This window comes from Pseudarthrobacter sp. LMD1-1-1.1, from assembly GCF_040676255.1.
In the GTDB taxonomy this organism is placed as follows: Bacteria; Actinomycetota; Actinomycetes; order Actinomycetales; family Micrococcaceae; genus Arthrobacter.
Genome location: NZ_JBEGHP010000027.1, coordinates 166,609 through 192,323 on the forward strand (window position 1 = coordinate 166,609; position 25,715 = coordinate 192,323).

Genomic DNA, 25,715 nt, shown 5'->3' on the forward strand with positions numbered 1-25,715 from the left:
GGCCTTTCGTCGGAGGGTCCTCCCAGCCTACCTAAGCGGGCTTCAGGAGTTGATGCTCCACGACGGCCGCCCGCGAAAGCGTCTTGTACCCCTCCTGCTCAAAGAGCACCGTGATGACATCGTCCTCGTGCCGCATCACCAGGCCGGGGCCCCACTCCTTGTGAACCACCGTGGACTGCAGCGGGAATGGCTCGTCGGCTGCGGAAGCCGGGACCCCGCCGTCGGACTTTCTCATCTCCGCCTGGTTGGCGGCTTCGGCGCACCCGTCGCAGTTTCGGCAGGGTTCCGGAAGGTCCTCGCCAAAGTAGCCCAGCAGGAACTGCCGGCGGCAGCCGTCGGTTTCCGCGTAGGCGCGCATCATGGTGAGCCGGGACTGGTCCACGCGCTGGCGGGCCTCTGCCAGTTCGACGGCGTCGGCCACCAGCGTGGGCAGCTTTGCCTTGGATGTCAGCCGGACCCCCCGTTTGCCGGCACTGACGGCGCCCGTCTCCTCCAGCTGGTTCACCAGCCCGGTAAGGCGCCGGGCCTTGAAACCCGTCAACTCAGCGAGGGATGACCTTGGGGTGGGGGCATGGGCCGCCTTGAGGACCTTCAGGATCGCAAGGAGAGAGTCGGGATCGGGGGAGTGGGTGCCGAAGAACTTCCGCAGGCCAAGGTCCTCGGACCTGTAGTGCAGCACGGCGGACGCCGGTTCGCCGTCCCTGCCTGCCCGTCCGATCTCCTGGTAGTAGGAGTCCAGCGACTCGGGAATGTCGGCGTGGACCACGAAACGGACGTTGGGCTTGTCGATGCCCATGCCGAACGCGGTGGTGGCCACCACCACGTCCAGCTTGTCGTTCAGGAACAGCTCGTGGATATGTTCGCGGTCCCTGGCGGAACGGCCAGCGTGGTACGCCTCGGCGCGCAGGCCCTCCTTGGCCAGCGTGGCGGCGTACTTTTCCGTGTCCTTCCGCGTGGCGGCGTACAGGAGGCCATGCCCGTTCCTGGCCAGCGCTGCCACCTGCTCAAGTACGGCCTGGCGCTTGCCCTTGTCTTCGTGGTGCCGGACCACGTCAAGGGTGATGTTGGGCCGGTCGAAACCGTGCACCAGCACCAGCGGCTTCTTCATCCCGAGCCGCTCCACGATTTCGTCCCGGACCGGCGGGGAGGCCGTGGCTGTCAGGGCAGCCACGGGCGGGTTGCCCAATTGCGCGCGGACATTTCCCAGCGCGAGGTAGTCCGGCCGGAAGTCGTGCCCCCATGAGGAGACACAGTGTGCCTCGTCCACCACGAACAGCGTGATGTCCAGGGCTTTGATCCGGTCCACGGTTGACTGCTTGGCCAGCTGTTCCGGGGCGAGGAACAGGAACACCGCCGTACCCTCCTCGGCGGCCCGCCAGGAGGCTTCCACGTCGGCGTCGCTGTGCGAGGAGTTGATGGCTACCGCGGCGTCCGGTCCGAGGACCTGGGACAGGCCGTCCAGCTGGTCCTCCTGCAGGGCGATCAACGGGGAAACCACGACGGCGGGACGTCCCGTTGCCTTGTGCAGGTGCAGGGCTGCGACCTGGTAGATGGCGGATTTGCCGTAGCCAGTGGGCATGACGGCCAGGACGTCGCGGCCGTCCGCGAGGGCGGCCATGCCGGCCAGTTGCCCGTCCCGGAGGTCCGGCAGGTTGAAGGATGAAGCAGCAAGGGCCCGAAGGGCAGATTCGTCGGACATGGAAACGGAGCTCCGCACAGAAGAAAACAGCAGCCGCTTGCTTCAGCCGTAGGACCACCCTACGCCAGCCCCGCCCCGCGACCGTAAACCATTGCCCTGGCCGGGGCGTGGACGGCCCGGGCCCGCATAAGCGGTGCTGGCCGGCAACGCTTATGCGGGGAAGGGCCGTCCGTGCGTGGTTCCCGAAGGCTACGTGTCGATGGTGGACATGTTGGGGTAGCGCGCGCCCGCAGTGGACCCAGCCGGTGCCAGCTGGTCCAGCAGCTGAAGCTCGTCCTGGGTCAGCTCCACGTCCACGGCGCCCAGGTTCTCCCTCAGCCGTTCACGCTTCTTGGTCCCCGGGATCGGAACAATATGCTCACCCTGCGCCAGCAGCCAGGCCAGGGCCAGCTGGCCGGGAGTGCACTGTTTCCGGTCCGCCAGCTCCTTGACCCGGTCCACCAGTTCCAGGTTCCGTGTGAAGTTCTCGCCCTGGAACCGGGGGGAGTGCCTGCGGAAATCGTCCTCCGCGAAGTCGTCCGCGCTGCGGATCTGGCCGGTGAGGAAGCCACGGCCCAATGGGCTGTACGGCACGAAACCGATGCCCAGCTCCGCGAGCACGGGGAATACCTTGGTCTCGGGCTCGCGCTCCCACAGCGAATATTCAGTCTGCAGCGCGGTGATGGGGTGCACGGCGTGGGCCCGCCGGATGGTTTCCGCCGACGCCTCGGAGAGGCCCAGGTAGCGGACCTTGCCGGCCTGGACCAGTTCCGCCATGGCGCCCACTGTGTCCTCGATGGGAACCGTTTTGTCCACCCGGTGCTGGTAGTAGAGGTCGATGTGGTCCACCCCCAGCCGCTGCAGGCTGGCGTCGCAGGCGGACCGGACGTAGTCGGGCCGGCCGTTGATGCCCACCCACGAACCGTCCTCGCGGCGTTCGTTGCCGAACTTGGTGGCGAGCACCACGTCCCCGCGGCGGCCGGAAATGGCCCGGCCCACGAGCTTTTCGTTCGTGAAGGGCCCGTACATGTCTGCCGTGTCCAGCAGCGATCCGCCGGCGTCCAGGAATTCGTGGATGGTGGCAACCGACTCCTGTTCGTCGCCGCCGCCGTAGAACTCGCTCATGCCCATGCAGCCAAGGCCAAGGGCGGAAACTGTCAGTTGTCCAATAGTGCGCGTTTTCATGCCGTTCTCCTCAACGGTAGAACTTGCCTGGGGACCGGCCAGCCTGCGTTCCTGGAGCCGGTTGGTACAGCCTACGCCGCGGATAACACTTCCCCACCTGAAGCCTCCGGTAAACAAGGGGCTCCTACCCCTAGACCGCTCTGTGGGCCGTGCCTAGACTGGGCGGATCCCCACCCCGGGAACCGGTACCTGACCATGCCAAACATCAGGATGCACCAACCGGCCAGGACTGTTCCCCTCCGCGGGATGTCTCACCTACCCAGATCACGGCCGTCCCACCGGACGCCTGACTACAGGAGCGATAGATGACAGGGAACAAAGCCGTTGCCTACAAAGAAGCCGGCAAGGTCGAAGTAATTGACATTGATTATCCAACGTTCGAGCTCAAGGACGGCCCCGGGGTCAACCCCGCCAACGTGGGACGCCCGGTCAACCACGGGGTCATCCTCAAAACCGTGGCCACCAACATTTGCGGTTCGGACCAGCACATGGTCCGCGGCCGCACCACGGCTCCACCCAACCTGGTGCTGGGCCATGAAATCACCGGTGAAGTGGTGGAAGTGGGCCGTGACGTCGAATTCATCAAGGTGGGCGATCTCTGCTCGGTGCCGTTCAACATCGCCTGCGGCCGCTGCCGGAACTGCAAGGAGCGCAAGACCGGCATCTGCCTGAATGTGAACCCGGATCGCCCCGGCAGCGCCTACGGCTACGTGGACATGGGTGGCTGGGTGGGCGGCCAGGCAAATTACGTCCTGGTGCCGTACGCGGACTGGAACCTGCTGAAGTTCCCGGACAAGGACAAGGCCATGGAGAAGATCCTGGACCTGGCCATGCTCTCGGATATCTTCCCCACCGGGTTCCACGGTGCGGTCACAGCCGGTGTGGGTGTCGGCTCAACCGTTTACGTGGCAGGGGCCGGTCCTGTTGGCCTCGCAGCGGCGACCAGTGCGCACCTGCTGGGTGCCGCCGTCGTCATTGTGGGCGACATGAACGAGGGCCGGTTGGCGCAGGCACGCAGCTTTGGCTGTGAGACCGTGGACTTGTCCAAGGGCGATCCGAAGGATCAGATCGAGCAGATCCTCGGCGTCCCCGAGGTGGACTGCGGCGTCGACGCCGTAGGGTTCGAGGCGAAGGGCCATGGGCACGACGCCAAGGAGGCGCCCGCGACGGTCCTGAATTCCCTCATGGAGCTCACGACGGCCGGCGGTGCCCTGGGCATCCCGGGCCTGTATGTCACGGGCGATCCGGGCGGCATCGACGAGGCCGCCAAGAAGGGTGCGCTGTCGCTGAGCCTTGGCACCGGCTGGGCCAAGTCGCTGAGCTTCACCACGGGCCAGTGCCCGGTGATGAAGTACAACCGGCAGCTGATGATGGCCATCTTGAATGACCGGGTGCACATCGCCAAGAACGTCAACGCAAAGGCAATTCCGCTGGAGGACGCACCGAAGGGCTACGCGGAGTTCGACGCCGGCGCAGCCACCAAGTACGTCCTTAACCCGAACGGCTACCTCAGCTGACGCGACGGCGGGCGGGGATGTCGCCAAGGAACCTTCACTTGCGGAAATAAGAGCGGACCGGGCCGGGTTAGGCTTTGCACGGTCAGCACACCCGCAACTGAAGGAGTTCCCTTGAGCGACATCACCGTCCGCCACACCCCTGGGCGCGAACGCTTCGAGATTCTTGATGCCGGCAATGTCATCGGCAAGGCGGCGTACAAGGAGTACGACGGCGGGGAGTCGCCGCAGCGGATTTTCTACCACACGGTGATCAACGAGGAATACGGCGGCCAGGGCCTGGCGGGCCGGCTGGCCGCGGTGGCCTTGGACAGCACGGTGGACGCGGGGATGGGGATCGTTCCGGTCTGCCCGTTCATCAAGAAGTTCCTGGCCAAGCACCCCGAATACCTGGGCAGCGTAGTTGCAGTTGCCCCCGCGCACCTGGAATTCCTGGAGACCGCGATCGCCGCCCGCACCCGCGGCTAGGTTTCGACGCGCAAAGGCTTGCCCTTTTGAACCCCGGTTCCGACGCGCAAAGTGGTTCCCGAGGCGCCGGCTCCCTGGCGCGGACGGCGTTCGGAACGCGCGAGGAAATTTGTGCGTCGACAGCGGATTTCCGCGTCGGCAGGACCGCCCGGTGGAACACCCGGCAAGCCTTCAGGAAGCTCCCAAACTCCGGTGATTTAATCAGCATTTGTCAGCGCGGCTCAACGCCGCGCTGACGTTGTTTTGTGATTGCCTAGGCGGGACAGGAGCCCTTGTATGTCCATGCACCCCGTGGTGCCCAAACCAGGCCGGGACGCTCCGCCGCCGGCACCGGGCAAGCCGTCGTCCGGCAAGGCACGGGGCAACAGAAGGCTGCTGATCCTGGCCCTTGCCGTGGTGCTGGTCATCGTCGGCACCATCACCCTGGCCGTGGTCCGGTCCGAGCCGCCGACGGGGGCAGTGGTTCCCACCGAGCCGGCGGTTCCCGCGGCACCGGTGGCGGCAGCCCCGCCGTCGTTGCAGGACAGCGTGGACAGCATCCTCAGCGAAGCCGACGAATACCGGATTGGGCTGGCGCTCGCCGACGTGTCCGGGGGCGCCGAGCGGACGTTCGGCGATGAAAACACCTTTACAGCGGCCAGCACGGCGAAGATCCTGACCGCCGCCGCCTACTACCACCTGGTGGAGAACGGGCAGGCAAGCCTGGACGAACCCATGGGCGACTACGACGCCGCGTTCCAGCTCAAAGCCATGGTCAACGACAGCAACAACGATTCCTGGCTGCTGCTCATGGACGCGGTGGGCCACCCACAGCTGACCGCCTACGCGGCCTCCATCGGCGTCGCGTACGACCCCGAACAGAACCTGCTGACCGCCGCGGACATGGCCCTGATCCTGAAGAAGCTGTACGCGGGGGAGCTCCTGGACAAGGACAACACGGAGCAGCTGCTGAGCTACATGCAGGACACCAACAACGAAGACCTCATTCCCGCCGGGTCACGGTCCGGCGTGGACGTGCACCACAAGTACGGGGAAGTGTCCGGGGAACTGCACGACGCTGCGCTCTTGAGCTACCGCGGGTCGACGTTCGCGCTGGTGATCTATACGGAGAACCCGGAGGGCGTTCCGGATGACGGGCAGGCAGAGGTGATCCGGGACCTTACCCGGGCAGTCGAGGACGCGCTGTTCCCGGTGGGACTGACGGGCAAGTAGCCAACGCCACACCACGCCGGGATCAGGCCAAGTGGTCCCCGGCGTCCGCTGTGGGCCAGACTGTTACCGTGAGCAACAACCCCCGGACTGCCCTGGCCGTCGCCGGCCTCAGCCTGGGCACGGCACTGAACCCGCTGAACTCCTCCATGATCGCCGTGGCCCTGGTGGTGCTGCGCGCTGACTTCGGGCTCGACGTCGCTGCCGTCACCTGGGTGGTCACGTCGTTCTACCTGGCCTCTGCCGCCGGCCAGCCCGTCATGGGCCGGCTGGCCGACCGGTTCGGCCCGCGGCGGATGTTCCTGCTGGGCATGGGGCTGGTGGCCATCACCTGCGCCCTGGCTCCGCTGGCCCCCAACTTCGCCCTGCTCTGCGTCGCTCGGGCGGTCATGGCCCTCGGCACGGCTACCGCGTATCCCAGCGCGGTGGTGATGGTGGGGGCGCTCGCGCACCAGGCAAAGGTGGATACGGCACGTCCACTGGGCCGGCTGCAAATGGCCAACACGTCCGCCGCCGCGGTGGGTCCCGTGGTGGGCGGGCTGCTGGTGGGCTTCGTGGGCTGGGAGTCCCTGTTCCTGGTCAATGTCCCGCTGGCCCTGGCGGCGCTGCTGATCGTGCGGAAGGCCGCCCCGCCGGACAAGGCCCGGGAGCGGGGCAGCGTGGCGGAGCTGGTGCGGGACTCGGATCTGCCGGGCATCGCCGGATTCATCGGCGCGCTGCTGCTGGTCATGATGGCCGCGCTGAACGTGGCACCGGACTACCGCTGGCTGATGCTTGCCGGTGGAACCGTCATCGCAGCGCTGTTTGCCTGGCGTGAGCTGCGCTTCGCCAAGCCGTTCCTGGACCTGCGGCTGCTGGGCCGGAACAGGCCGCTGATGCTGGTGTACCTGGCCTTCGCCGTTTTCAGCAGCGTCTACTACTTCGTCTTCTTCGGACTCCCACAACTCCTGCAGGAAGCAGGCGGATACGATCCCGGCGTGGTAGGCCTGCTGATGCTGCCGCTGGCCGGCATGTCCGTGGTGGCCACCCCGTGGGCAGTCTCTGCAATGGGAAGGTTCGGGGTCCGGCGGGTGCTGCTTGCCGGCGTCGTCCTTTTGACGGCGGTGGCGGCTCTCATGTGGCTGCTGACCGGTACGCTGGCCATCCCCGTCGTGGTGGTCCTCACGGCCCTCATGGGCATCCCGTACGGGACCGTGAGCATCGCCTCCAACCAGGGCATGTTTGTGTCCACCCGGCCGCAGGACCGGGGCGTCGCTGCCGGGATCTACCAAACCTGCCGATACGTCGGGGCAATCACCGCCACCGTGATGATCGGGGTTTTTGCGTCCGGCGGCGTGCACCAGGACAGCTGGATGCGGATGGTCCTGGCCATGCTGGTTCTCTGTGCGGTGACATTGGGGATCTCCGTATTCTGGCGGCAGCAAAAGGCGTAGCCCCACCTCTGGAAGGGCCCGGGGGGAGCGTGCCATGCTGGCCCCATGGGAAACATGATGACTCTGGGCAACGCCCAAACCGCCGTCCAGGCGTACATCAGTGAACCGGTCGGGATTCCCAAAGGCGGCCTGGTGGTGGTCCACGAAGTCTGGGGGCTGGTGGGCCATACCAAGGACGTGGCTGACCGCTTCGCGGCGGAAGGGTACCTCGCAGTGGCCCCTGACCTGCTGTCCGGAGCCGGGGGAACGGCCGACCTGACAGGGGAGCTGCAGGAGGCGGCATTCGATCCGGAACAGCGCAGCAACGCCCAGCCGCGGTTGCGCAAGCACATGGCGCCGATGCGCTCCCCGGAATATGCCAAACACGCAGTCGCCGCCCTCCGCGTGTGCTTTGACCACCTGGAAGGCGTCCCTGGGCTGGCAGGGCGGGTGGCCGCGACGGGCTTCTGCCTGGGCGGGACCTACACCTTCTCCCTCGCCGTTGCCGAGCCGCGGCTGCGCGCCGCCGTGCCGTTCTATGGGCACGCCGAGTTCAAGGACGCAGAGCTGCGCGCCATCAACTGCCCCGTCCTGGCTTTTTACGGCGAGCAGGACGAGGCCCTCATGGAGGAGCTTCCCGGCCTGAAGTCACGGATGCGCTCGGCCGGCGTGGACTTCCAAGCCGTTGTCTACCCGGACACCGGCCACGCCTTCTTCAACGACACCAACAGGTACACCTATAACGCCCCTGCGGCCGCCGACGCCTGGGCGCGGACGCTCACTTTTTTGGAGCAGAGACTCGGCGCCCCGGCGTGACCTGCTGCCGCTGACTTAAGGGCAGTAGTGCGCCTCGCGGTCGTACTGGACGGAGTTCCCCACCTGGTGGGAATCCTCCCTTTCCCAGCACTGCCGGGTGCCGTCCGGGCCTGTCAGCGTGGTTTGCTCACGGTAGTGCTGGCCCATCTCGAAGACCTGCCCGTCGCGTATCAGGAAATGGGAGTGCGTCTGGGTACTGATGGTCGTGGACGTGCTTCCATCATTGGAGCTCAGGGCGTCCGTGTAGTTGCTCGAGGACGAGGAAGACTCGATCCCGCTGGGCGTTGAGACGTGGTTGCTGACCACGATGCCCGTGCGGCAGGTCTGGACCTCGCCGTAGGGCCTTTGGTCCCCGGCAAGGCGCCCGCCGCCGTCGTGCGTTCCAGCTTTGTCAGCCGCCCGCATCCCGGTCACGGTGTGACCCGGATGCGGGCGATCCGGAGCCTGTCCATGCTGAGGACCGCCAGCACGTAACCCGGGATCTGCACCCGGTCGCCTGCGCGGGGCAGGCGCCCCAGCCGGTCCATCATGAATCCGGCCACGGTCTCGTAGTGGCCTTCCGGAAGGGCGATCCCGGTGGCTGCCTTGAACTCCTGCAGGATCAGGCCGCCGTCCACGTCGATGAAGCCGTTGGCCACGTTGACCCGGTCCTCATGCTCGGCGCCGGTGTCGTACTCGTCATAGATCTCGCCCACCAGTTCCTCCACCAGGTCTTCGAGCGTCACCACCCCGTCAGTGCCGCCGTACTCGTCCACCACCAGGGCGATGTGCTGGTTGGTCTTACGCATCCTGGACAGCGACGGCAGTACCCGGTTGGTCCCGGGCAGCGGAAGGATCTCCCGGGCAAGAGTCCGCACCGGGGACTGCTCCTGGACTTCGTCCCGGGGCATCAGGTCCCGGATGTGCACGAAGCCCAGGACATCGTCCGGGCTCCTCCCGATCACCGGGAACCGCGAATACGGGCCGTCCCTGACCATCCTGCGGGCGTCGGCAACGCTCATGGCACCGTCGATGAAGGTCACCTCCGTACGGGGGCGCATCACCTCCTGCAGTGTCCGGTCCCCGGCGCCGAACACGTCGGCCACGATGTTCCGGCTGCTCTCTTCGAGCAGTTCGCTGTCCGCCACCATGTCCCAGAGCTCCTCGGAACTGATGCCCTCCCGCTTGGCCCGGGGGTCGCCGCCAAGGAGCCTGACCACGGCGTCGGTGGACACGGACAGGAGCCAGATGACGGGACGCATGACCCGGGCGAGTCCGACCAGCGGCGGGGCGAGTACTTTGGTGAACGCGACGGGACGCTGCAGTGCCAGCCGCTTGGGGGCGAGCTCACCCAGGACCAGGGACAGGTAGGCCGCCAGCAGGGTCATGCCGATGAAGGACACCGGCCCGGCCGCCGCGCCCAGCCCCAGCGCTTCGAGGAGAGGGACGACGGCGGGGGCGATCGCGGAGGCGCCATAGGCCGCCGAGAAGAACCCGGACAGGGTCACTCCGATCTGGACGGTGGAGAGGAACCGGTTGGGGTTGCGTGCCAGGGCGGCGGTCCGGGCGCCGGTGTCACCTGACTTCTCGATCCCGCGCACCTGGCTTTCGCGCAGGGACACCAGGGCCATCTCCGCCGCCGCGAACACCCCGCCCAGCAGTACGAAACCGAGAACCAACCCAATATTGACCAGGGCGCCACTGTCCATGACATGACCTTACCGATCCGCGGACCGGTTGGCGCGGCCCCTACGTGTACATCAGGGAGCCGGGCGTGGTGAGCTTTTCACCGGTTTCCAGCCACGTCTTCAGGCCCGAGAGGATCATCGGCCAGCCGCCGTAGAGCTGTTCGTTGGCGCCCTCGCGGAGGTCGCTGTGGGTGACCGTGAGGTGGCAGGAATCGCCTACCGGTTCGATCTCCCAGGTGACCTTGGACGTGCCCTCGGCCTTGACGTCCTCGCCCCACAGTGCGCGCATGGTCTGGACCAGGCGGCGCGGCGGATCAACCTCCAGGTTCTCACCCTCGCCGAGGGTCTGGCCTGCCTTGGGGTTGCCCATTTCGAAGCGGCCGCCCGGCGTCCAGTCGGACTTCAGGGTGTTGCCGAACTGGTACTTGCTGCGGATGTCGCTGTCGGTGATGGCTTCCCAGAGCTTCTCCGGCGTGGTCTTGATGTAGATCTCAAAGATTTTTTCCATGGGACTTTCCAATCTGGATTTGAGGTCGCTGAGGGCAGCGGCCCATGGTTCTGCGTATTTGCTGACCCAGCGGTCGTGGACCAGGCGGATGGGGACCGGGTTCAGGAAGTGCAGCTTTTCCCGCCCGCGACGGCGCGCCACCACCAGGCCTGCGTCCTCCAGGATGCGGAGGTGCTTGGCGATCCCGAACCGGCTCATGCTGAACCGTGCCTCAAGCGCACTCAGGGTCTGGCCGTCCTCGCGGAACAGCTCGTCGAGCAGGTCCCGGCGGGTGGGGTCGGAGAGTGCTTTGAACACGTCGTCCATGCACTCAATGATAGGTGACCATATGGTCACCTATCAAGGGTTTTTAGTTATGGGATGCCAGGTTCCGGTCGCGCTCTTCGAACACCTCGTCGCCGGGACCGGTGAAGGCCCGCGACCGTTCCACGGCCTCGATGGAACCGGTGAACAGCTGCGATTCGTGCGGGTCCGCCGGGGCATGCGCACCCGCCGCACCCGACGCACCCAGCCCGCGCAGGGGCGCCTTGCGCCGGGCGGCCGTGCCGCCGTCGTCCGCTGCCTGCTCCCATCGCTGGTGCGGCAGCGCCTGCGGGTGGTTCTGCTGGAGGAACGTGACCATGGTTTCGCGGACCAGGCAGCGCAGGTCGAACAGCGCGGCACTGTCCGCGGCGCTGACCAGGATGCGGACGCGGACAAAGCCTCCGGTGGCATCGGTGATCTGCAGGACGCCCACGCGCTCATCCCACAGTTCGGTGCCGGCCAGCACCCGGCGCAGTTCGGTGCGCATGTCCTCCACGGGGGCGCGCCAGTCGAGGTCGAACTCCACGGTGCCCATGACCTCGGACTGGCGGCGGGTCCAGTTCTCGAACGGGGTGGTGGTGAAGTAGGTGGAGGGCAGGATCAGCCGGCGGTCGTCCCAGAGATGGACCACCACGTAGGTGAGGGTGATCTCCTCGATCCTGCCCCATTCCTTCTGGACCACCACCACATCGTCCACCCGGATGGCGTCGGTGAACGCGAGCTGCATGCCGGCGAAGACATTCACCAGGGACGTCTGCGCGGCGAGGCCAGCCACGATCGAGATCACGCCCGCGGACGCCAGCAGCCCGGCCCCCAGCGCCTGGATCGCGGGGAACGTCAGCATGGCAGTGCCGACGGCGAGCACCACCACCAGCGCCACGGCGATCCGCCGGGCCAGGATCATTTGGGTGCGCAGCCGCCGGGCACGCCGGTTGTCCGCCACGTCCACGCTGTGCCGGTTCAGCACCACGGCTTCCACGATCAGCAGGACGGCGATGGCAAGCCACGCGAACGCGCCGATCATGGCGATCAGCAGGAGATGGTCGACGCCGGCATGCCAGCTTTCGCCTGCAGCCGTCAGCCCCAGCGCGGCGCGGACGCCCACCAGGCACAGTGCCAGCCGCAGCGGCTGGCGGGCCACCCGGGAGGTGGCCTGCAGCTCGGGCCGCTTGCGGTTGAGCTTCAGGACGATCTTGCGGAGCAGCCAGGACAGGGTGAGTCCGGCCACCACCGCCAGGGCCATGGCGATGAAGGGCAGGGCGGGATTCAGGAAGTCAGGCATCCTTTAACGTCTATCAAGCCTTTGCCGGGCTCCGAAATCGGGTACCCCCGGCGCGGGCCGCTGTAAGGCTGCAGCGGCCGCTGTGGACCGTGCCCCGGAGAAGCTACGGACCGAAGGGCAGCAGGAGCAGGGCCACCAGGGCAGGGACCGTTGCCGCGAGGGTCCCCGGCACGCTGTCCCACTTCCGGGGATAGTGCCCCTGGAGGTCTGCGAGCAGCATGGTGGGAGCAGTGAGGACCATGTTGGCGCAGCAGTAGACCACCAGCGTGTAGCCCACCACGAGGTGGCCGGAGTTGGCGGCGACCACGCCCGCGATCACCCCCAGCGCAACCAGCAGGTTCCGGTACCCGGTGGGGATGGCCCACATCATCACGGCGGAGACGTTCTCCGGCGGCGTGCTCAGGAATTTCTGCGCCCACCTGTTGCGGCGGAGGAGGAAGCTCTCCACCGGAAAGACGAAGATATAGATGGCCGCGGCCATCACCGCGAAGATCTGCGACACGGTGTTCATGCTCGAAGGGTAGGCCCGGCCCCACCGGCGCTCCATCCCCTCCCAAGGGGATTTCCAGCCTGCGCCGACTGGAAGAAACCGGCCCCCAGGGGCCGTGAACGCGGGTAGCCTTGGGCGCATGCAGAAGATATCGATCGACGCGCTGGCCCGGCAGCAGCTCGAGGCGGCGGTTACGTCCAGCAATGGGCGCGCTGCGGACACGGTGTACGGCGGCCACGAAAAGATCCTCCGGCAGACGGTCATGGCCATGAAGGCCGGAACCCAGTTGAGTGAACACCAGAACCCCGGCGACGCCACGGTCTTCGTGATCCAGGGCTGCGTTAGCCTCAAGGCCGGCGGCGAGTCATGGCAGGGCAAAGCCGGCGACCTGTTGATCGTCCCGCCGGGCCTGCACAGCCTGCACGCCGAGGAGGACTCAACGTTCCTGTTTACCGTGGCCAAATACCGGGGTTGAGCCCTGTGGCCTGGACGGACGACGGCGGCTGCCGGGCTTCCCCCAGCGGAAGTCCGGCAGCCGCCGTCGTGCCTTGATGGATGGCCCTGGTCCTCGGAACTATGCCTGCGGGGCGTAGGCCTTGGGCAGCTTCAGGCCGCGCTCATCCATGAGGGTGCGCAGGCGGGTGGGGTAGTCGGTGATGATGCCGTCCACGCCCTGGACCATCAGCCGCTCCATGTCCGCGGGCTTGTTGACGGTCCAGGGGATGACGGCGAGGCCCAGCTGGTGCGCGTCAGCGATCATCTGCGGGGTGACGGAGCTGAACGTGGGGGAGATGACGTTGTACCCCTGCGCGGCGGCGGCCTTGGCCAGGGAGCCGCCGTAGGTGTCGATGTCGATGCCGCCCAGCTCGGGCGCGGCACCGGGCTGGCCCACCTGCATCCACTTATCCCCGCTGGAAAGCGCAACGAGCGTCAGCTCCGGTGCCAGTTTTTTGGTGAGGTTCAGCGAGGACCAGTCGAAGGACTGGATGGTGGTGCGGTCCGCGGCGCCGGACGCCTGCACTTCTGCCACCACGGCCTTGGTCAGCGCCACCATGCCGTCGCCGCCGGCCTTGCCGTCCTCCACCTTGGTCTCCACGTTGAAGCGGACCTTTTTGGCGTTGTACTGCTCCGCCAGCTGGTAGACGTCCTTGAGCTCGGCGATGCGGTTCCCTTCGATCACGTCCTGCTCCGGGAAGCCAGGCAGCTGGGTGAAGCCGCAGTTGAGGGTCTTGACCTGGGCCAGGGACAGCTCCGCCACCCTGCGGCCGACGTACGGGAACTCCGGGTCGCCGGCGGTGGCCGGGGTGGTGTCGATGCACTTGTTGGCTTGGATGGTGTCGTCATGCCAGACGATGATCTTCCCGTCCTCCGTGAGGTGGGTGTCCAGTTCCAGGGTGCTGACGCCGAGTTTCAGGGAGTTGCCGAACGCCGCCAGCGACTCCTCGGTCCACTCGCCGCGCCCGCCCCGGTGCGCCTGGAGGTCGAAGGAGCCGTTGCGCTCGTTCGTCTTGATGGCTGAGCTGGCGGTGCCGGCAGCGTTCGACGACGGCGTGCCGGCGTCAGCGGTTTCGGCGGCAAAGGCGGCGCCGGGGGAGGCGATGGCGGCGGCGAGCAGAGCGGCGGTTGCCGCAGCGGTCAGGACTGTGCGCATGGGGATGGTTCCTCCTGGGTGACGGGTTCCGGCGGTGCCGGGTGACCCGCCAACGCTAGGGCGGCCAGGTTGCGCTGGGGATGCACCCAGTTGGAGGGGAGATTAACGCCAGGTTCTGCCTTGCCCCCGCATCGATTGCTCCGTAAACGTCGTTTTGGCGGCTCAAAACGGCGTTTACGGAGCAATCGATGCAGGGATCAGGCGGGGTCCTTGACCTTGTCGGTGACCGGCCGGGGTTCCAACCAGATGCGCTCGCGCGGGCCCGGCGGGTAGGCGTACCGCTTGCCGGCGAGGGTGATCACGAATGCGGCGACCACCGGGATTGCCGCCGCGGCCGGAACCAGCAGCGGGCCGCCAACCACCAGGGCCGCCGAGCCGTAGAGCGCGCCGATGGTGATGCCCAGTTGGATGGTCAGGACCGTGAGCCCGTTGGCGGCTTCGCTGTACTCCCCTCCGGCCCGGAGGATCGCGGACTGGTTGTAGATGCCGATGGCGCCCAGGCCCGCCCCCCAGATGGTCATCAGCACCAGGGCCACGGGCAGGTTCCCTACGGCGAGCGGCAGGAGGAACATCGATGCGGCGATGGCCGCCGTCGTGATGAGCAGCGAACGGCGGGGACGCGAATCCACGGTGAGCCCCGCAATCCAAATGCCAAGCAGGCCGGACCCGCCCAGCACCGTGAGCGAGAGGCTCGTGGCATAGTCCGGGAGGTTCGCCTCGCGGATGAAGGGTGCAATGTAGGTGAACAGGGCGAAGTGCGCCAGGACCAGCAGCGGCCAGGCGACCGCCACCGACTTCACGCCTGGCTGGCCGATCGCCTTGCGCAGGGACGGACGGGCGGCGTCGGAAATGCGCTGGACGCGGGGAAGCAGCCAAAACGCGAGGACCGTCAGCACCACGCCGAACCCGGCGAGGACCAGGAACGCGGCACGCCAGCCCAGGAATCCGCCCAGGGCGGTGCCCACCGGCGCGCCAATGGCCAAGCCCAGGCTGTTGCCGCTGAACACGATCGCCAGCGCCTTGCCCACTTTGTCAGCCGGAACCACGCGGGAAACGAACGGCGCCATGGTGGTCCAGAGCAACCCGTGCGCCAGCCCGCCCACCAGCCGCGCGATCATCGCCGACGTGAAGTCCGGTGCCAGTCCCACCAGTGCGTTGCTGAGCGCGAAGGTCAGGACCAGCCCCACCAGCAGGGCATGCCGCGGGATCTTCCCCAGCAGCCGTGCCGCCGGAACCACCGTGACAACAATGACGGCGGCGTAGGCAGCGGCAAGATAACCGGCCACCGGCTCGGAGACGCTAAGGCCGGTGCTGATCTGCGGCAGCAGCCCGGAGGGGAGGAGTTCGGTGGTGATGGCCGTGAACGCAATGGTGGCCAGGACCACCATTGCGGCGTAGGGAAAACGGGCAGGGGACGGCGCGGAAATCGCGGAAGACATGGGGGAGCGTCCATTCAAAGGGTGGGGTTGGAAAGCGGCTCGCTGGCCGGACAATTCCTCCCTTAAATTTACAGGATTGAAGGGCCTGTCATGGACGTGACAGGGTCCGGCGGAGGCGTGTTGCGTAGCGAAAAAAATCGGCGTGGGCGGTGCCGGGGGTAGGTTGGTTGTGGAACTTTAACGCCCGCTGCAGCTGCGCCGGGCCTGGAACCCTGGAGACCCCCATGAGTACTTGCTGCCCTGCCCAATGGCACATTCTGATGGTCGCCGCGTGACGGCCCCGCTGCGCGTCTGCCTGCCCGCCCAGAACCTGCTGGACGCGCTCACCCCCATTGACGGCGTCGAGTTTGTCCTGTGGGACCTGGACGGACCCGCGCCGGAGGGCCGGCTGGACCTGCTGGTGCCGCCGTATATGGGCAAACCGACCGCGCTCGCCGCATTGGAGGGCGTGGACGTGGGCCTGGTGCAGAGCCAGTCCATCGGGTACGACGGCGTCGCCGCAGTTCTGCCGTCAGGCGTCCCCTTCGCGAACGCGGCCGGAGTCCATGAGACGTCGACGGCGGAGCTCGCCGTGGGCATGATGGTGGCCTCCCAGCGGGGCATCCCGGACTTTGTCCGGAACCAGGAAACCGGAACGTGGGACAACAGCCCGCGGCCCAGCCTGGCCGACCGCCGGGTGCTGCTGGTGGGCTACGGGGGAGTGGGCAAGGCCATCGAGGCCCGGCTCCTGCCGTTCGAAACCGAAGTCACCAGGATGGCCAGCCGCGCCCGTGAGGACGAGCGCGGGACCATCTACGGAATCGACTCGCTCTACGAGCAACTGCCGCTGCACGAGATTGTGGTGGTCAGTGTTCCGCTGGCTGAGCAGACCCAGCAACTGGTGGACGCCAAGTTCCTCGCGGCCATGCCGGATGGCGCCCTCTTGGTCAATGTGGCCCGCGGACCCGTGGCGGATACCGACGCCCTGCTCGCCGAGACGTCGAGCGGCCGGCTCCGGGCGGCCCTGGACGTGACGGACCCAGAGCCGCTGCCGGCGGACCACCCGCTCTGGACCGTCCCCGGGGTGCTCATCACTCCCCATGTCGGCGGCGCCAGCTCGGCGATGTTCCCCCGGATGGTCCGGCTGCTCAGGAAGCAGATCGGCCTCCTGCTCGAGGGCAAGGACCCCGTGAACGTCGTCCTCCCTTAACGCCAGCGGCTCCGGCCCCTATGCTGGGCCCATGTCCACTTTTGAAGTCCGCCGCAGCGCCGTCATTCCCGCTTCCGCAGAAGAGATCTTCCCGCTGGTGAACAACTTCCATGAGTGGACCCGGTGGTCCCCATGGGAGACGATCGATCCGGGCATGAGCCGCCGTTACTTCGGCAACGAGGCCGGCGCCGGCGCGGGGTACGAGTGGAGCGGCAACCGCAAGGCCGGCAGCGGCACCATGGAACTCACAGAATCCATACCCGCCAGCCTGATCCGGATCCGGCTGCAGTTCACCAGGCCGTTCAAGGCACTGAACCCCACCACGTTCAGCTTCACCCCGGTGGACACCGGTACCGAGGTGACCTGGCGGATGACGGGCGAGAACAAGGGCCTGGGCAGGGTGTTCGCACTGTTCATGGACATGGACAAGATGGTGGGCGCCGACTTCGAGCGAGGCCTCGCCGCACTGGCCTCCACGGTTGCGGCCAGGAAGAGCTGAGGTTCCCGTTGGGCGCCGTGGACGAGGCGCTGGCTGCGCTGGATGAACCCGACCGGAGTTGCCTGCAGCATGTGGTGGAGACGGTACGCTCTCTGGCTCCCGAGGCCACGGAAGGGATGAGCTACGGCATGCCCGCCCTGAAACTCGACGGCAAACCGCTGCTGGCAGCCGTCGCGGCGGCAAGACACCTTTCGATCTTTCCCTTTTCCGGCGCGGTGGTGGAAGCGGTGGCCGGACGCCTGGAAGGGTACTCGCTGTCCAAGGGGACCATCCGCTTCACCGCGGACCACCCCGTGCCCGACGACGTGCTGGAAGACATTGTTCGGCTGCGGATGGCCGAGATCCGGAAGTAAAGAAGCAGACGACGCCGGCCGGCACGGCAGGGGCCCCTGCCTCCCGGTGCATCAGGACGCTCCTCAGGACTTATGGTCCTACCTGCAGCCACGCCTGGCCATCTAACGTGAGGCCATGGCTGACACTCTTGCGTCCCTTGCGGAATCCTTCAAGAACATGGGCGTGACGCGCGCCTACGGCACCCCCGTCAACCTGGGCGGGGAGGAGATCGTGCCCGTGGCGCTGGTGTCCTTCGGTTTCGGTGGTGGCACCGAAGCGGAGGATGGCGCCTCCGGCGGGGGCGGCGGCGGGTTCGTTGTGCCCCTGGGAATTTACCGGACGGTTAATGGGCGTCCGGCCTTCCGCCCCAACACCATCGCCGCGCTGGTATGCCTGGTGCCCCTCGTATCCGTAGCCGGCGCTGCCCTGCGTAAAGCAATCTGGGTGGCACGTAAGTAGCAGGGGGGAGGCCGTTTCCGGGCCGTTTAAATCCCCTATTCCGTCGTGGGATTTTCGGTCCCATAATGGCCTCGTAGACTTCGGGAACCTCCCGCTGCTGTTCTGCGCCGCGGCGGACCCAGGGGTTCCAGGCGGCCGCCCCGGCAATCGGCGGGAAGGACGGCCACGACGCCCGGCGGGGGACGGCCGGACCATTTCAGGGGGAGAGCAACGCCATTAGAGCACAAGGAGATTCGTCATGCTCAAAGATATGGAAGTCATGGCTGTGCTGCCGGCCAAGGACATCGACCGGGCGCGGGATTTTTATCGGGACAAGCTGGGGTTTGAGCCCGAGCGGACAATGGCGGACGGCGGCCTTGTCTACCGGTGCGGAAAGGGAACCTCGTTCCTGATCTACCAGACGGACAACGCCGGTTCGGCCAAGAACACGCAAATTGGCTGGGCCACGGACGACGTTCAGCGGGACGTGGACGAACTGCGGGCCCGCGGCGTCGTTTTCGAGGATTACGACATGCCAGGGCTGAAGACCGAGAACGGCATCGCAACGATGGAGGGGTACGGCCAGGCAGCGTGGTTCCTGGACAGCGAGGGCAACATCCTGAACATCTCCTCCATTCCGTCCTGACGGCCAAGGCTTGCAGCAGGAGGTCCAGCAATAAAACGGTCGACGCCGGCACTTGCCGCCCAAAGCACCCGCACCCGGGCGCGTGGCAGCGGCAGGCCGGCGCCGCCGTCGTCAGCGGTACGGAAGGAAGGATGGCATTGGGTGCGGAAGAGGCGGTGCCGGAGACGAAGGGCGTCTCCATGGAGCTTCTGGCCACGGTGGATCTTGCCGGGGAGATCGAGGGCATGGAAGGGCGCCAACTCCGCATGCGGATGGTGACCATCGAACCTGGCGGAGTCTTCGGGCCCCTCCATGACCACGTGGGCCGGCCCGGGACGGTTTATGTCCTGCAGGGGACCATCACGGAGCACCGGGACGGCCGGGTCACCGAGTACGGGCCGGGGGTGGGCTGGCAGGAGGACCGCCACACCACCCATTGGCTCGAGAACAAGGGAACGGTGCCGGTCGTCGAAATCTCGGTGGACATCGTGGCCGCCCCGCAACAGTGAAGCCCCGCCACCGCAGCAGTGGGCTCAGACTGCGGGCTCGCGCCTGCCGAGGGCCATCCGGAGTGCGCCGCGAAGGGTGAGCCGGTTGCGCCTGGTGACCGCGATGACGGCGGCGATGCCAGCGAGCAGCACCACGATGCCGCCTACCGCGACGGACCAGCGGGCGCCGAACTCGCTGCCGATCCAACCCACCAGCGGCGAACCGATGGCGGTGCCGCCCTGGAGGATGGCCAGGTAGAGGGCCAGTACGCGGCCCCGGAACTGTGGCTCCACGGAGAGCTGGATGCTGGTGTTGCAGCTGTTAAGGAAAGTGATGGACGCCAGGCCCACGGGAATCAGGATGGCCGCGTACACCCAAAAGTTCGGCGCGATGCTGCCCAGTATGGTGAAGACCCCCAGTCCCAGTGCCCCGCCCAGCAGAAACCGCAGCCGCGGTCCGGAACGGCGCGCCGCCAGGAGGGCGCCGGCCAGCGTGCCCACCGCCATGATGGAGCCGAGGAGCCCGAATTCGCTGGGGCCCATGCTGAATTCCGTGGTGGCCATCAGCGAGTTGATCACCGGGAAGTTCATGCCGAACGCGCCGAGGATGCCCACCAGGACCATGATCAGCATCAGGTCCGGACGGCGCCGCACGTAACGGATGCCCTCGGCCACCTGGTGTTTGTTCCGGTCTCCCTTGGCAACGGGGGCAGGCTGCGTGGTGCGGATCCGGAACAGCGAGACCAGGACGGCGGCGAAGCTCGCGGCGTTCAGGAGGAACACCGGGCCGGTACCCACCCAGGCGATGAGCACGCCGGCGATCGCAGGACCGGTGAGCCGGGCGGTGTTGAAGGACGCCGAGTTAAGCGCCACTGCGTTGGAGATGTTGTCCTGGCCCACCAGTTCGGAAACAAAGGCCTGGCGTGCGGGTGCATCCACGGCGCTGGCCACGCCCAGGCAGAAGGCGGCAACGTAGGCGTGCCACAGCTGGGCGGTGCCGGTGACCACCAGGAGGCCGATGGCGAGGGCCGTGAAGCCCATGGCCAGCTGCGTCCACATGAGGATGATGCGCTTGCGGTAGCGGTCCGCCAGTACCCCGCCGTAGGGCCCGAACAGCAGCATAGGCAGGAACTGCAGGCCCGTGGTGAGGCCGACGGCGGCACCTGAGTGGTCGGTGAGGACGGTCAGGACCAGCCAGTCCTGGGCCACGCGCTGCATCCAGGTGCCGATGTTGGAGACGATCGCGCCGCTGGCCCAGATGCGGTAGTTGGGGTTCTCCAGGGCCCGGAACATCGCGCTCATTTGCCGCTCATTTCCTGCATGATGCGGGCCGCGCGGCTGAGGGTGAGCCGGTCTTCCTCGCTGAGTCCGGCCACGCGCTGGGCCAGCCACGCGGTGCGCTGGCTTCGGGCCTCTGCCAGGACCTTCCTGCCGGCACCGGTGATCTCCACGCGGACCTGCCGGCCATCGTCGGGATTGGCCGACCGGGTAACGAAGCCCTGGTCGGCGAGGGCATTGACGATCCTGGTCATGGACGGTGCCTGGACGTGTTCACTTTCGGCCAGCGCGCGCAGGGTGCTGGGACCGCTGCCGTTGAGCAGTGCCAGTACCGTGTACTGGCCGGGGGTGATGATTTCGCCTGTTGCCTCAACGCGGAGCCGGCGCGAGGTGCGCATCACGGCGGTGCGGAGATCGATGGCGAGGGTATCCGGGGCGGTGGGGTCTGCGGTTGCCTGGTTCTGCGTCTGGGTGGGGGACATGTAGGTGGATGCGCCTCCTGCGGTGTCTATTAGCAATGCTAATTAGTTCTGCTAACTATTATGCTCCGGCTGGTTGCCGGAGGCAATGGATGCGGATGTGGTTTTGGTGACAGCTCCGGCACAATGGGAGCCGTGACTGGGCGCAGAACTGACGGAAACCGTAAGCCGTGGCTGTCGTGGAAGGGGAAACTGAACCTGGCCGTGACCGTCCTGGTCCTTTGCTTGGGGCCGGTGATGATCGGCGTGGGCAGCTTCATGATCAACTCTGATCAAGAGCTTGCACGGACCGGGGCGCAGACCACCGGAACGATCGTCCACTTCGACGACGTCACCAAGGCTTCGGAGCGCAGGATCAGGGTCGACTACACGGCCGCGGATGGGGTGCCCCGCAAGACGTTCGCGGCCGTGGACCACGACCAGCATCCCGTGGTGGGCAACAGCGTCACCGTCACCTATGCCGAAAATAATCCGGGCCGGGCGATTGTGCCCGGCTACGAGAGCGACGGGGTGTGGCTGCGCGGTGCCGGCGTGGTCCTGACGGTCATCTTCGGTCTCATCGGGCTCCTGTTCGCCGTCCTGGTCGGCAGCGCTGTCCTGCGGGCTAAATTCCGGGCGCGCCGAACGCAGCAGGTGGTGTAGCTGGGTCTTGTGGCGGTCCCGTGCCTGTCCCGGGTCTGTCCGCAGCTGCCGGACCGGCGTAGGCTGTGCGCACCATGACTGAACAGCAGCCCTATGAGGTGGTCCGGCGCTATCCGCACTTCGAGCTGCGCCGGTATCCGGACTACGTGGTGGCCGAGGTAACCGTGAACGCGGATTTTGACCGCGCCGGCAACGCAGCCTTCCGGTATCTCTTCAACTACATCAGCGGCAGCAACACTGCCCGGCAGAAACTTGCCATGACCGCCCCGGTGATCCAGGAAGCGGGACCGCAGAAGCTCGCCATGACAACGCCCGTACTCCAAAGCGGTCCGCTGCCCGGCGCCGGGCAGGCCGCCGAATTTTCGGTCGCCTTTGTCCTGCCCGCCGGCGTGACCGCGGACACTGCTCCGGTGCCAGACGATCCCAAGGTCAGGGTGCGGGCGGTGCGCGGTTCTTTGGCCGCAGTGCTGGGCTTCTCCGGCAGCGGTTCGGCATCGGCCTTTGAGCGGCGCAACAACGGACTGCAGGCGGCGCTCACCCTGGCCGGCCTGACTCCCGTGGGCGCGCCCAGGTTCGCCCGCTTTGACCCGCCGTTCAAACCCTGGTTCCTGCGCCACAACGAGGTGGTCCAGGACGTGCTGGAACTCCAGCCCGGGGAGGCGCCGCCGCCGTCGTAACGGCGTGCCGCTGCTGACGCCCGCTCAGCTTTGTGGGTTTGTGGCTGACGCCCGCTCCGCCGTCGGCCCGCTCTTCCTACGACCTGTGTGCGTCCCGGACGTGCTCCTGCGTCTGGCCCTGCATGACCCAGCGGTTGCCGTCAGGATCGCTGAAGTAGGCGAAGAGGACGCCGCCAAGGTCCTGGATCTCGCTGATATCCGCGCCGCGCCGGACCAGCTCGCTGCGGACTTCGGTGAGATCGGGAACGACCAGTTGGAGGCCCTCCAGGCTGCCCGGCGTCATGGTGGTCATGCCGGTGCCGATCACCACCGATGTGGCAGAACCCGGGGGAGTCAGTTGGACCACGCGCATGCCCGGGATGTGCTCCACATCGTGGTCCAGAATGAATCCCAGTTTTTCCATGTAAAAGGCTTTTGATTTGTCGACGTCTGAAACCGGGACCTGTACAACCTCAAGGCGCATCTGCATGCAGGCCACTCTATCTTCGGGTTTGTTCCAAGGGAATGGCGACTGAAAGGCCGCCGGCGGTCTTGTCATTCGTAAATTGTTAAGCAGCGACACCGTATTACGACGGCCTTTCCTCAAGTTCGCATCAAGACTGCCTGAATGTTCACTGAGGATCCTGAAATGCCCCTTATGCCCTACTCCATGCAGCATAGGCTCATCGACGATGAGTTTCCCGGGCTAAGCAGCAGGCCCGGCAAATGCGGGGGCGCCGTTTTCCGGGCCTCCTGTAAATGGGGAAAGAATGTCCGACTACGAAACCCTTATGGGGTTTGTTCCGTCCGCTCCGGCACCGAAGCCGCCGCGGAAACCACGCTATTCAACGTATATTGTTGGGGCGATTACCGCGCTGTTCATGCTTTTGGCAGCAGTGGACAACGGGTTCGCGGGGGCCCTGGTTGTCCTGGCCATCTCGCTGGCCCTCACCGGCCTCTACGTCCTCATCACGGGACGCCGCTCCTGGGCATGGCTGCCCGCACAACGGAAAGCCGGGGCCGTCGCGATGGCAGCGTCTTTGGCGCTCTTCGTCGGCGGTGCCGTCGCAATGCCACGGGTTGCCGGCGCTGACCTGCAGGCCGCCTCATCGGAGAGCACCGCCAAGGCCACCCAAGCGACAGCGAGCCCGACGGCGACAGCCAAGGCGTCGCCGTCGTCCACGCCAAGTCCCACTGCCGACGCCACGGGCGAACCACTGGACCCGGAGAACCCATACGCTCTTGCCGCCGGCGTCACAGCAACCGCGCCCAACGCGCAGCCTGCCTACGCCACCAAGGCGCTGGATCTGCTGGCTGACCTCCCCATCAAGGGCCGCGCGCCGAAGACCGGATACGACCGGGCGCAGTTCGGCCAGGCGTGGGCGGATGTGGACCGGAATGGCTGCGATACCCGCAATGACATCCTCAAACGCGACCTCACCGGCATTTCGTACACGAACAGTGTGCCGTGCAAGGTGCAGTCGGGAACGCTGGCCGATCCTTACACGGGTAAGACCATCAGCTTTGTGCGGGGTTCCGCGACCAGCAGCGCCGTCCAGATCGACCACGTGGTGGCCTTGAGCGACGCCTGGCAGAAGGGCGCGCAGCAGCTGACCGCGGAGCAGCGGACGGCTTTTGCCAACGATCCGCTGAACCTGCAGGCCACGGACGGGCCCACCAACCAGCAAAAGGGCGACGGCGACGCGGCCACCTGGCTGCCTCCGGCGAAGGGCTTCCGGTGCGAGTATGTGGCGCGGCAAGTTTCGGTGAAGGCGACATACGGGCTGTGGGTCACCCAGGCGGAGCACGATGCAATTGCCCGGATACTTGGCGACTGCGCCGGGCAGTTGGCGCCAACAAACCAGCAGGCTCCGGCTCCTGTTGCGGCTGCCCCGGCACCTGCTGCGGTTGCGCCCGCACCTGCGCCGGCTCCAGCACCCGCGCCGGCTCCAGCACCCGCGCCGGCACCCGCACCTGCTGCAGTGGCGCCTGCGCCTGTGGTCCCGGCTGCACCAGCGCCCGTGGCCCCGGTTCCTGCCGCGCCGGCACCTGCTGCTGCCTACTACGCCAACTGCGCGGCGGCGAGGGCTGCAGGCGCCGCGCCGCTTTACGCGGGGCAGGCCGGCTACCGCCCTGCGTTGGACCGTGACTCCGACGGCGTCGCCTGCGAGTAGGCCTGTCACGTCCGGTCATTCCGTGCCCCGATTTTTACCACCATCACAAGCATTCCCAGGGGGAAACATGAAAGAAAACACCGTTCCAGCGATGGGCAGGATGAAGGCTTCACTGGCTTTGGTTCTGCTGACCGGCCTCATGCTGACAGGGTGCGGCGGCAAGCAGGCGGCGACGCAGCCGACCGGGACGGCCACCGCTACGGCTGTCTCGCAGACAACCGAGACCGTCGTCGTGCCGGCCGTGGTGAATCTGACGTTGGACAAGGCGAAAGAGCAGTTGGAAAAGCTGGGCTTCACTGTTGAGGCTGTGGATAGTGCGAAGGGCAAATCGATCATTCTCAAGAGCAACTGGCAGGTGATCTCCCAGGATCCTGCCAACGGGGCGCAGGCTGCCAAGGGCTCCACAGTGCACCTCGGCGTCAAGAACCTCGACGACGTGGCGGCGGAGAAGGCCGCCGCTGAGAAGGCAGCAGCTGCGAAGGCGGCTGCTGACAAGGCCGCAGCTGACAAGGCCGCCGCTGAAAAGGCAACAGCTGACAAGGCCGCCGCCGACCAGGCTGCCGCTGCAAAAGCTGCAGCCGATCAGGCGGCCCGGGACGCAGCTGCCAAGGCAGCAGCCGACCAGGCAGCGCAGCAAGCGGCAAAGGCTCCGGCAGTCACTGTGCCCAATGTCGGGGGTGCGATCATCTGCAGTGACGGCTACGTGTGGCCGTCCACGACGAGGCAGGGCGCCTGCAGCAAACACGGCGGTATTGCCAAGTAGCAGGTAGTCACCAGGTAGAGCTGTGGACGCTTCCCGTTTGGGGAGGCGTCCACAGCTCGTTCGGTTAGTGGGTACATCGGCGCTCATGGCCGGTGCGGCACAGTGTGCGGCAGCACACACAGCGCAATTACGGCGCCGGCAGGCTGCTTGGGTGCCCGGAACGCCCGTCCTGCCCCGGAATTCCGCGGATTGTCCACCTCCTTCCGCCCGATTTGCGGTGGGGGTTGTGTGCGGGTATTGTTTTCTAAGTCGCCGCGGGGGAGACAGTGAAGAACTGTTCACCGGGTGGCCAAAACCCCCAAATCAAAGCCAAAATCTGGTTGCTCTTTAGGGCGCTGGAAATCGGTATGGGGCGGTCTTCAATTCGATGGGAATCCTGAAAGATGGATTTGCTTCGGAGGCGGGGATCGGGTAAGTTTGAAAAGTTGCTCCGGAGCGATCCTGAACGTTGGTTTGGGTGGTGCCGGGTGTGTCTGTTGTTTGAGAACTCAATAGTGTGCCAAGTTTGTTGATACCGATTATGTATGTA

29 protein-coding genes are annotated in these 25,715 nt (G+C 66.5%); 16 read left to right on the forward strand and 13 right to left on the reverse strand.

Going from position 1 to position 25,715, the window contains the following annotated elements; translation table 11 throughout:
- Positions 1-31 precede the first annotated feature (31 nt).
- Together MRBLMD1_RS21805 and MRBLMD1_RS21810 are read right to left on the reverse strand one after the other, a co-directional pair.
- A complete protein-coding gene (locus MRBLMD1_RS21805; protein WP_364403688.1) occupies positions 32-1,699 on the reverse strand; it encodes a RecQ family ATP-dependent DNA helicase in 1,668 nt (555 codons plus the stop codon).
- A gap of 189 nt (positions 1,700-1,888) precedes the next feature.
- The gene (locus tag MRBLMD1_RS21810; protein WP_159632775.1) at positions 1,889-2,863 is read right to left on the reverse strand and encodes an aldo/keto reductase; all 975 of its coding nucleotides are present in this window, start codon (positions 2,861-2,863) and stop codon (positions 1,889-1,891) included.
- A gap of 305 nt (positions 2,864-3,168) precedes the next feature.
- Here MRBLMD1_RS21810 and fdhA point away from each other — a divergent pair, with 305 nt between their 5' ends.
- The 5 genes from fdhA to MRBLMD1_RS21835 all read left to right on the forward strand — a co-directional run bounded on the left by fdhA (position 3,169) and on the right by MRBLMD1_RS21835 (position 8,282).
- Positions 3,169-4,380 carry a formaldehyde dehydrogenase, glutathione-independent gene (gene fdhA, locus MRBLMD1_RS21815; protein ID WP_159632774.1) on the forward strand — a complete coding sequence of 404 codons (1,212 nt, stop codon included), beginning with the start codon at positions 3,169-3,171 and terminating at the stop codon, positions 4,378-4,380.
- A gap of 111 nt (positions 4,381-4,491) precedes the next feature.
- Positions 4,492-4,845: a GNAT family N-acetyltransferase gene (locus tag MRBLMD1_RS21820; RefSeq protein ID WP_364403692.1), complete on the forward strand. Its 354-nt coding sequence runs from the start codon at positions 4,492-4,494 to the stop codon at positions 4,843-4,845.
- A 276-nt stretch (positions 4,846-5,121) separates the two neighbouring features.
- Positions 5,122-6,057, forward strand: a complete 936-nt coding sequence (locus MRBLMD1_RS21825; RefSeq protein WP_159632772.1) for a serine hydrolase — start codon at positions 5,122-5,124, stop codon at positions 6,055-6,057.
- Positions 6,058-6,125: 68 nt separating this feature from the next.
- A complete protein-coding gene (locus MRBLMD1_RS21830) occupies positions 6,126-7,487 on the forward strand; it encodes an MFS transporter (RefSeq protein ID WP_364403695.1) in 1,362 nt (453 codons plus the stop codon).
- A gap of 45 nt (positions 7,488-7,532) precedes the next feature.
- Positions 7,533-8,282: a dienelactone hydrolase family protein gene (locus MRBLMD1_RS21835; protein WP_364403698.1), complete on the forward strand. Its 750-nt coding sequence runs from the start codon at positions 7,533-7,535 to the stop codon at positions 8,280-8,282.
- A 15-nt stretch (positions 8,283-8,297) separates the two neighbouring features.
- On the opposite strand, the gene MRBLMD1_RS21840 is transcribed toward MRBLMD1_RS21835, so the two are convergent.
- The 5 genes from MRBLMD1_RS21840 to MRBLMD1_RS21860 all read right to left on the reverse strand — a co-directional run bounded on the left by MRBLMD1_RS21840 (position 8,298) and on the right by MRBLMD1_RS21860 (position 12,553).
- Positions 8,298-8,696 carry a hypothetical protein gene (locus MRBLMD1_RS21840; protein ID WP_364403701.1) on the reverse strand — a complete coding sequence of 133 codons (399 nt, stop codon included), beginning with the start codon at positions 8,694-8,696 and terminating at the stop codon, positions 8,298-8,300.
- Positions 8,693-9,970 carry a hemolysin family protein gene (locus tag MRBLMD1_RS21845; RefSeq protein WP_364403703.1) on the reverse strand — a complete coding sequence of 426 codons (1,278 nt, stop codon included), beginning with the start codon at positions 9,968-9,970 and terminating at the stop codon, positions 8,693-8,695. Before MRBLMD1_RS21845 ends, MRBLMD1_RS21840 begins: the two co-directional genes overlap by 4 nt.
- Positions 9,971-10,010: 40 nt before the next feature.
- Complete coding sequence (locus MRBLMD1_RS21850) at positions 10,011-10,763, reverse strand: ArsR/SmtB family transcription factor (protein WP_364403706.1); 753 nt, start codon at positions 10,761-10,763, stop codon at positions 10,011-10,013.
- Between the two features lie 43 nt (positions 10,764-10,806).
- On the reverse strand, positions 10,807-12,042 hold the full coding sequence (locus MRBLMD1_RS21855) for a mechanosensitive ion channel family protein (RefSeq protein ID WP_236560850.1): 1,236 nt from the start codon (positions 12,040-12,042) through the stop codon (positions 10,807-10,809).
- Positions 12,043-12,145: 103 nt separating this feature from the next.
- On the reverse strand, positions 12,146-12,553 hold the full coding sequence (locus tag MRBLMD1_RS21860) for a DUF1304 family protein (RefSeq protein WP_275182211.1): 408 nt from the start codon (positions 12,551-12,553) through the stop codon (positions 12,146-12,148).
- 118 nt (positions 12,554-12,671) lie between these two features.
- Here MRBLMD1_RS21860 and MRBLMD1_RS21865 point away from each other — a divergent pair, with 118 nt between their 5' ends.
- Complete coding sequence (locus tag MRBLMD1_RS21865) at positions 12,672-13,007, forward strand: cupin domain-containing protein (RefSeq protein WP_364403710.1); 336 nt, start codon at positions 12,672-12,674, stop codon at positions 13,005-13,007.
- 99 nt (positions 13,008-13,106) lie between these two features.
- On the opposite strand, the gene MRBLMD1_RS21870 is transcribed toward MRBLMD1_RS21865, so the two are convergent.
- Both MRBLMD1_RS21870 and MRBLMD1_RS21875 read right to left on the reverse strand, forming a co-directional pair.
- Positions 13,107-14,183 carry a glycerophosphodiester phosphodiesterase family protein gene (locus MRBLMD1_RS21870; RefSeq protein WP_364403713.1) on the reverse strand — a complete coding sequence of 359 codons (1,077 nt, stop codon included), beginning with the start codon at positions 14,181-14,183 and terminating at the stop codon, positions 13,107-13,109.
- A gap of 197 nt (positions 14,184-14,380) precedes the next feature.
- Positions 14,381-15,622, reverse strand: a complete 1,242-nt coding sequence (locus MRBLMD1_RS21875) for an MFS transporter (RefSeq protein ID WP_275182208.1) — start codon at positions 15,620-15,622, stop codon at positions 14,381-14,383.
- A gap of 271 nt (positions 15,623-15,893) precedes the next feature.
- Here MRBLMD1_RS21875 and MRBLMD1_RS21880 point away from each other — a divergent pair, with 271 nt between their 5' ends.
- The 6 genes from MRBLMD1_RS21880 (at position 15,894) to MRBLMD1_RS21905 (ending at position 19,215) form a co-directional block, all read left to right on the forward strand.
- Positions 15,894-16,811, forward strand: a complete 918-nt coding sequence (locus MRBLMD1_RS21880; protein WP_364403716.1) for a 2-hydroxyacid dehydrogenase — start codon at positions 15,894-15,896, stop codon at positions 16,809-16,811.
- Positions 16,812-16,842: 31 nt separating this feature from the next.
- Positions 16,843-17,310, forward strand: a complete 468-nt coding sequence (locus MRBLMD1_RS21885; protein WP_307492217.1) for an SRPBCC family protein — start codon at positions 16,843-16,845, stop codon at positions 17,308-17,310.
- A gap of 8 nt (positions 17,311-17,318) precedes the next feature.
- The gene (locus MRBLMD1_RS21890; RefSeq protein WP_159632760.1) at positions 17,319-17,663 is read left to right on the forward strand and encodes an iron chaperone; all 345 of its coding nucleotides are present in this window, start codon (positions 17,319-17,321) and stop codon (positions 17,661-17,663) included.
- 115 nt (positions 17,664-17,778) lie between these two features.
- Positions 17,779-18,102 (forward strand): hypothetical protein, encoded by a 324-nt coding sequence (locus MRBLMD1_RS21895; RefSeq protein WP_159632759.1) that lies wholly within the window; start codon positions 17,779-17,781, stop codon positions 18,100-18,102.
- A 238-nt stretch (positions 18,103-18,340) separates the two neighbouring features.
- Complete coding sequence (locus tag MRBLMD1_RS21900; RefSeq protein ID WP_159632758.1) at positions 18,341-18,727, forward strand: VOC family protein; 387 nt, start codon at positions 18,341-18,343, stop codon at positions 18,725-18,727.
- 131 nt (positions 18,728-18,858) lie between these two features.
- On the forward strand, positions 18,859-19,215 hold the full coding sequence (locus MRBLMD1_RS21905) for a cupin domain-containing protein (RefSeq protein WP_224025228.1): 357 nt from the start codon (positions 18,859-18,861) through the stop codon (positions 19,213-19,215).
- A gap of 24 nt (positions 19,216-19,239) precedes the next feature.
- Here MRBLMD1_RS21905 and MRBLMD1_RS21910 read toward each other — a convergent pair whose 3' ends face one another.
- Positions 19,240-20,496 (reverse strand): MFS transporter, encoded by a 1,257-nt coding sequence (locus MRBLMD1_RS21910; protein ID WP_224025229.1) that lies wholly within the window; start codon positions 20,494-20,496, stop codon positions 19,240-19,242.
- Positions 20,493-20,954, reverse strand: a complete 462-nt coding sequence (locus tag MRBLMD1_RS21915) for a MarR family winged helix-turn-helix transcriptional regulator (protein ID WP_159632756.1) — start codon at positions 20,952-20,954, stop codon at positions 20,493-20,495. The genes MRBLMD1_RS21910 and MRBLMD1_RS21915 overlap by 4 nt, the downstream gene beginning before the upstream one ends.
- A gap of 132 nt (positions 20,955-21,086) precedes the next feature.
- On the opposite strand from MRBLMD1_RS21915, the gene MRBLMD1_RS21920 reads away from it, so the two are divergent.
- Positions 21,087-21,593, forward strand: a complete 507-nt coding sequence (locus MRBLMD1_RS21920; RefSeq protein WP_224025230.1) for a DUF3592 domain-containing protein — start codon at positions 21,087-21,089, stop codon at positions 21,591-21,593.
- A gap of 74 nt (positions 21,594-21,667) precedes the next feature.
- A complete protein-coding gene (locus MRBLMD1_RS21925; protein ID WP_159632754.1) occupies positions 21,668-22,270 on the forward strand; it encodes an SOUL family heme-binding protein in 603 nt (200 codons plus the stop codon).
- A 76-nt stretch (positions 22,271-22,346) separates the two neighbouring features.
- On the opposite strand, the gene MRBLMD1_RS21930 is transcribed toward MRBLMD1_RS21925, so the two are convergent.
- Positions 22,347-22,739 (reverse strand): VOC family protein, encoded by a 393-nt coding sequence (locus MRBLMD1_RS21930; protein ID WP_364403723.1) that lies wholly within the window; start codon positions 22,737-22,739, stop codon positions 22,347-22,349.
- Between the two features lie 391 nt (positions 22,740-23,130).
- Between MRBLMD1_RS21930 and MRBLMD1_RS21935 the strand changes: the two genes are divergently transcribed.
- A complete protein-coding gene (locus MRBLMD1_RS21935) occupies positions 23,131-24,423 on the forward strand; it encodes a GmrSD restriction endonuclease domain-containing protein (protein ID WP_364403726.1) in 1,293 nt (430 codons plus the stop codon).
- A gap of 67 nt (positions 24,424-24,490) precedes the next feature.
- Positions 24,491-25,186, forward strand: coding sequence for a PASTA domain-containing protein (locus tag MRBLMD1_RS21940; protein WP_159632751.1), 696 nt, complete (start codon positions 24,491-24,493; stop codon positions 25,184-25,186).
- A gap of 327 nt (positions 25,187-25,513) precedes the next feature.
- Here MRBLMD1_RS21940 and MRBLMD1_RS21945 read toward each other — a convergent pair.
- Positions 25,514-25,715 (reverse strand): hypothetical protein (locus tag MRBLMD1_RS21945; RefSeq protein WP_364403729.1); only part of this gene is annotated, 202 nt, incomplete at its 5' end.